Source organism: Protofrankia sp. Cj3 (assembly GCF_917627355.1).
Taxonomy (GTDB): Bacteria; Actinomycetota; Actinomycetes; order Frankiales; family Frankiaceae; genus Protofrankia.
The window spans coordinates 24,471-29,670 of record NZ_CAKJTR010000047.1 but is presented as its reverse complement, the minus strand read 5'-3'; the positions used below and the strand labels follow the sequence as shown (position 1 = coordinate 29,670).

The 5,200-nt window shown below is 65.2% G+C and carries 3 protein-coding genes and 1 pseudogene; 1 reads left to right on the top strand and 3 read right to left on the bottom strand.

Annotation, left to right across the window (positions count from 1 at the left end; all coding sequences use genetic code 11):
* Positions 1 to 505, top strand: a 505-nt coding sequence (locus tag MJ783_RS08980) for a hypothetical protein (protein WP_239309918.1), incomplete at its 5' end; no start/stop codon positions are given.
* 42 nt (positions 506 to 547) lie between these two features.
* Here the strand turns inward: MJ783_RS08980 and MJ783_RS08975 are convergent.
* The 3 genes and pseudogenes from MJ783_RS08975 to MJ783_RS23625 all read right to left on the bottom strand — a co-directional run.
* Positions 548 to 1,663, bottom strand: coding sequence for a hypothetical protein (locus MJ783_RS08975; RefSeq protein WP_239309917.1), 1,116 nt, complete (start codon positions 1,661 to 1,663; stop codon positions 548 to 550).
* Positions 1,664 to 2,210: 547 nt separating this feature from the next.
* Positions 2,211 to 3,470: a WD40 repeat domain-containing protein gene (locus tag MJ783_RS08970; RefSeq protein ID WP_239309916.1), complete on the bottom strand. Its 1,260-nt coding sequence runs from the start codon at positions 3,468 to 3,470 to the stop codon at positions 2,211 to 2,213.
* 255 nt (positions 3,471 to 3,725) lie between these two features.
* Positions 3,726 to 4,514, bottom strand: a pseudogene (locus tag MJ783_RS23625) (serine/threonine-protein kinase); the annotation flags it as partial.
* Positions 4,515 to 5,200: the final 686 nt, after the last annotated feature.

The following is a 5,200-nucleotide window of genomic DNA, read 5'->3' as shown; positions in this document are numbered from 1 at the left end:
GGGGGGAGGGCGGATGGGCGCAGAGGCGAGTGTGCTGGCGGCGCTGGCCGGCGTCCCGTCCGCGTCCCGGCACCTGCGGGGCAGTTTCGGGCCTGCCACCCTGCGGCTGGCCGGCGCACAGGCGATTCTCGAACTCGATGACGGCCGCCCTCCCCCACTGCGGCTGACCTGGACCGATCGGCCGGAGCAGCCGGTCGGCACCCGGGTCGCGGCCTTGTTACGCACCAACGGAACGGCCGCGTTCGAACATCTTGAGCTGCTGCGGATCGCCGGCCGCAGAAAGATCACAGATCCACCGCCGGCACCGGGAACATCGGACGCACCGCGGTCGGTCCGGGCCACCGCGGTGGACGACGGGATCCGCATCGAGATCGTCTCCCAGGCTACGGACCACGACCAGCTCCGTGCCGGCGACCCCGCCACACGAAGCGTGGTGCTGTCCACGGCCCAAGCACATGATCTTGCGGAACTGTTGGAAGCATGGGCCGCGCTGCCGGCATCCTGACCATTGTCGACATCAGCATCATTGTCGACATCAGCGCCGGCATCACGCCGCCCGCCCATCGAGGGCGCGGAGCAGGAGGTCGACCCAACCGACGCCCGCCGCGGCAACGAGACGAACAAGCCGGGTGACCTCAGCCCAGGCGTGCTCGGTGTCCAACCGCAACTGCCGCCGGACGACCGCGACGACATCGCGTCCCTTACCGTACGCGGCGTCGACGATCGCCCGCAGTGCCCCGACCACATCCGGGTTGGACCGAAGCTCGACGATGATCGCGTTCCGTGGAACACTCGCGTCCGCTGCTGCCACCCAGATGTCCTCCGGGGATGGCATGTGCCCACCGAAGATCTCGTCAGGCGCGGTCCGCGCCAGGGGCACGGCCACGGCCCGCTCGTAGAAATCGCGGTTGTGCTGGCGCAGCAGCGCGAGAGAACGCTGGAGCCGCTCGGCCACCTCAACTGCCGTAAGCCCGAACTTCAGTTCCATAGACGGCAGGGAGTACGGGTCGGTGATCTCATCACGAATTCCCAGCAGAAACTCGATGAGGATGTCTCGGCTGACCGGATCAACGCGCAACGGCGCGGCCCACACGGCCTTGCCGATTGCCGTCTCCGGACGGGTCGGCAGGCCACGTTCGTCGGCCGATTCCCGGCGCACGGTCGGCACGATCCGCCCAGCGGTCGGGTAATGGATGAGCTGTGCCCAGGCGGCGCGCAGCCAGCCGAGCCCGGCCGGGCTCGCCTCGCGGGGCACGAAATCGCGCAGCATGGCGCCAACGGCTGAAGCGTCCTCCAGCTCGGCATCAGGGGCGAGAATATGATCACAAATGACGCGCCATTCACGGATCTCCTGGCCCGCGTTGTGGCTACGGGGTGACACCGTCGGCACCTGGCCGGCAAGCGCCTGACGCAACACCCGAAAGCCGCTCATGAGGTGGTCCGTCCACAGCTTCATGCAGCGGTGGCACAGCGGTTCGGTGGACACGTCGGTGACGCTGAACAGCGGCGTGCGCTCAGGGCAGCAGGCGCAGGTGCCAGGCTTGGCACGGTGAACACCGCGGACCACCTGCGCCCACAACGGCGGGCCGACAAACTCCGAAAAGGCCAGGAACGCAATCTCGTCGTTCGCGCTTGCGATGTCGGCGATGGTCAGGGTGCTCATCGGTCCTCCTGTGATGGGCATGCCGAACCACGGATGGAACGACGGCAGCTCGACGCCATATAGACGCCACAGCACCCAGAAGGCCTGGATGCTTCACAGGGGACCGAGATCGAAAAGATCCTGGTCATCAGTCGGGCAGTACCCGACCTGGGCCACGCGCTACGTGCGCTGGCCGTGGACGAAACGTACGGGAAGCATGAAAGGGCTGTCAACACCGGCTGAATACCTGACGGATCGCCTTGAGCTACCTGCCGGTCTGGGGCATCTATCAAGCCCCTTCCCCACAGGCCTCCGATTTTAATCTTCACTTATCCCCCTGTGATCATCAAGATGGAGAACAGACCAGAGTAGAGGGCACCGAAACGCGGCATCCACGGGGGTAGCCGTCGGCGCAATACCGTGCGTAGAGTACGCAACTGAAAACTGAAAGTAATCGGCTGGAAGCAAGCCGTCCCAGCAGGCGAGACCTTGGAGACGTCCAGCGCAGCGGCACCCGGGCCATCACGCGCCACAGCCGACCGCCCCCCGGTCGCTTCCCCCGCCACGTTCATGGGCATGAAGCCTGGACGGGCTCACCGGGAAGGTTCGCCGCCCATTCTTCGTCCGTGATCCGGGCGGCCTTGTCCTTGCACAGCCTGGCCGCGATCGCGACCGGATCGAGATTCCACAGCTGAACGCCGCCGCCGCGTACCGCCGTCGCGAGCAGCAGACCATCCGCGCTGGTCGCGAGGCCCGCGCCGCCGCTCCCCCGGACATCCAGGAATCCCAGCGATGTCGGTTCCGCCATGCCGCTGACATCCCACAGGCGAATTGCTCCCGCGCTGTTCCCCGCGACCACCACCGTGTCACGCCCACCGAACATGACGCTGTCGATCTCTCCGTCCTGACCACGAAAAAGATGCTTGTTGATCCTGGCCGCAGGATCTGTGGAATCCGTGAGATCCCATATCGTAAACTTTCCAGAAACGGTTCCCGTAGCAATTCTTTCCCCGTCCCGGCTGAAGGCGAGGCTGGTGACCGCCTCAGCCTCGTCCAAAACCAGCGACACCGGCTTGTCCACAGCGTCGTGGGTCCACAGCAGGACGACACCGTTTTTGCCCCCGCCAGCCAGTCGTCGAGCATCCGGGCTCAACGCGACACTTGTCGTGGCTGTTCGCTGGTCCAGGGGGTCTACCCACGAAGAGCCGTAGCCGGTCTTCCATAGTTCGATCCGGGTGCCCCGGGCAAGCGCAACGGCCGGTACCGGTGTGCCATCCTCCGACCATGTACCGACAGCAAGTCCGGAGACATCCGCGGCGGTCCGCGGATCGGCTGAAGAAATCATACGGGGTTGCGACAGTCCGGCGAGATCCCACAAAAAAACGGACTTCAGGGTCCCGGCGACCAGCGTCCGGCCGTCCGCTCCGAAGGCAAGGCGGAAAATTCGTTCGTTCGACGCATCGACATGCAGCGGGGAGAGGATTTCTCGCGGCGCGGCGAGCTCGGCAAGGCTGAAAATTCGGACGGTGTTGACGCTGGCCACCGCCAGCTGCCGACCATCCGGGCTCAACGCGACTCTGGTCGCGTCGTCCACGCCGACAGCGGCGGAACCGGCGACAAAACTGTAACGGACGAGGCCGGCGCAGGAAGCGGGTGACGGCGCGAGGCGATAGGTGACAAGATCCAGCTTACGAGCAAGATCCGGATTGCTCGCACGCAGCTTGTTCGCCGTTTCCCGCACCCGGTCGGCCGTATTCGCCGGGTGCTGTGCCCGCCCTGCCAGACCGTCCCAGGTGGCAGCCGCACAAGCGGTCGGCGGTGGCGACACAGTCGTCTTTCCTCGCAGCGATGCGAGCACGACCCCGGCGATCAAAGCCAGTACGCACGCGTACCCGGCGACGAAGCCCAGCCCTTTCCCGCGCCGAGGCCGAGACCGGGATCGGGCTCGGGGCCGGGGCAGGGGCCGGGGCAGGGGCCGGGATCGCGGGCGTTGATCTGACAGCCGTTCCAGCTGTCGGACCTCGGTGGGCATGTCATGTGGGTCCGCCGCGGCCCCGATACCACTAAGATCTTTTAGCAGGGTCCTGACCAGAGGCCGCGCACTCGGTTCCGTCTGTAATGCCTGCCTGACCAGGCCGCGCAACGGCTGCCGCAAGGCACCCAGGTAAGGCTCATCGTTTCGGTCAGTCAGCCCTGGCTCAGCGAAAGGATAACGCCCGGTAGCGGCCTTGACCACCACACAGGCCCAAGCCCATACGTCACACGGCTTCCCCACATTTTTTCCAGCCCACTGCTCAGGCGCCATTGTCGTCGGGGTCCCCGGCCGTTCTCCAACACTCGTGATGGTCGAGTCGTCAACCGATTTGGAAATTCCCAGGTCGATCAGATAAGGACCCCCTGGTGACAATACGATATTCGACGGCTTGATATCACGGTGCACGATTCCGATCTCATGGAGAGCGTCAATAGCAACTAACAGATTGTGCGCGAGCCGCCGTAGCTCGGGAGGAGCGAGGAGAATTCCGCAATCGTTCAAATTCGGCCCGTTGATGAACTCGGTGACCATGTAAGGATCGCCAGAGTCCCGATCACTCCCATGGGCTAGCACAGCTGGTGTGTAAGGGCTTCTGACGCGGCTTGCGTTCTTAATCTCACGCCGAAATCTTGCCCGGAACCGCCATCCGCCCGAACCCCGATGTCGGGGTAGTATGGTTTTGAGCGCCACCGATGTGCCGTTTTCATCCTCAGCCAGATAAACGACGCCCATACCACCCTCGCCGAGCCGGCCACGCAGACGATAGCCGCCTATCGTTTCCGGGTCCTCCGGCCGCAGCGGCTCACGCGCGCCGCCGAGAAAGTGTTGGCCGCTCACACTGAAACCCCACTCGCCGGACCGTCGACGGTCCGCGCAGCGCCGAAATTCGAGCGGTCGCGTAGCATCCGCCAGCGCACGCCAACAAGCCGCATCCGTTCACCCCCCGTGCCGGACGTTCTAATGAGTGGGCACCCTACCCTGCCCAGGCGCCGCATCCTACGGGCGGCCTTTCCGAACACGGTTTATCATCGTTTCCCCAACGCCGGGCCGACTGCCCTCGGCACGGCGACATCTGTGGTCTACGCTCCGAGCACAACTTACGGGGGGTTGCCATGTGGGATTCTCTTTGTTTGCTGGCCAGCCAAGAAGGTCCCATCGACTGGCCCGGTCCATGTTCAACAGAGCGGTCAGCGAGCCTGGACGTGATCACTTAGAGCGCCCGAGGATAGGGCGTTCGATCAGTGAGCGGCTCATCCGTGCCCGGTCCGGCAAGGCGGCGGAGGAAGGCGCCCTGGTGGTGGGCGCCGACTGACGACAACGCGGCCGGGCGGGATACGGGGAGCCGCGAGCCGGACAGTCCTATCCTCGGGCGCTCTTAAAGTACCGTGATCGGTGGCGCACCCGCCCGCACGGTTTCCATCCTGTCCTGACGGACGCCAACGAACAACGGACGCACCACAGTCCGACTGAGTGAAACCAGCGCGGCGCTCATACGCCGTCCGTCAGACCGCACGGCCCAGCAG

Excerpts from the sequence above, each read along its gene's own strand:
- MJ783_RS08975 (WP_239309917.1), bottom strand. The coding sequence starts at position 1,663 with ATGAGCACCCTGACCATCGCCGACATCGCAAGCGCGAACGACGAGATT.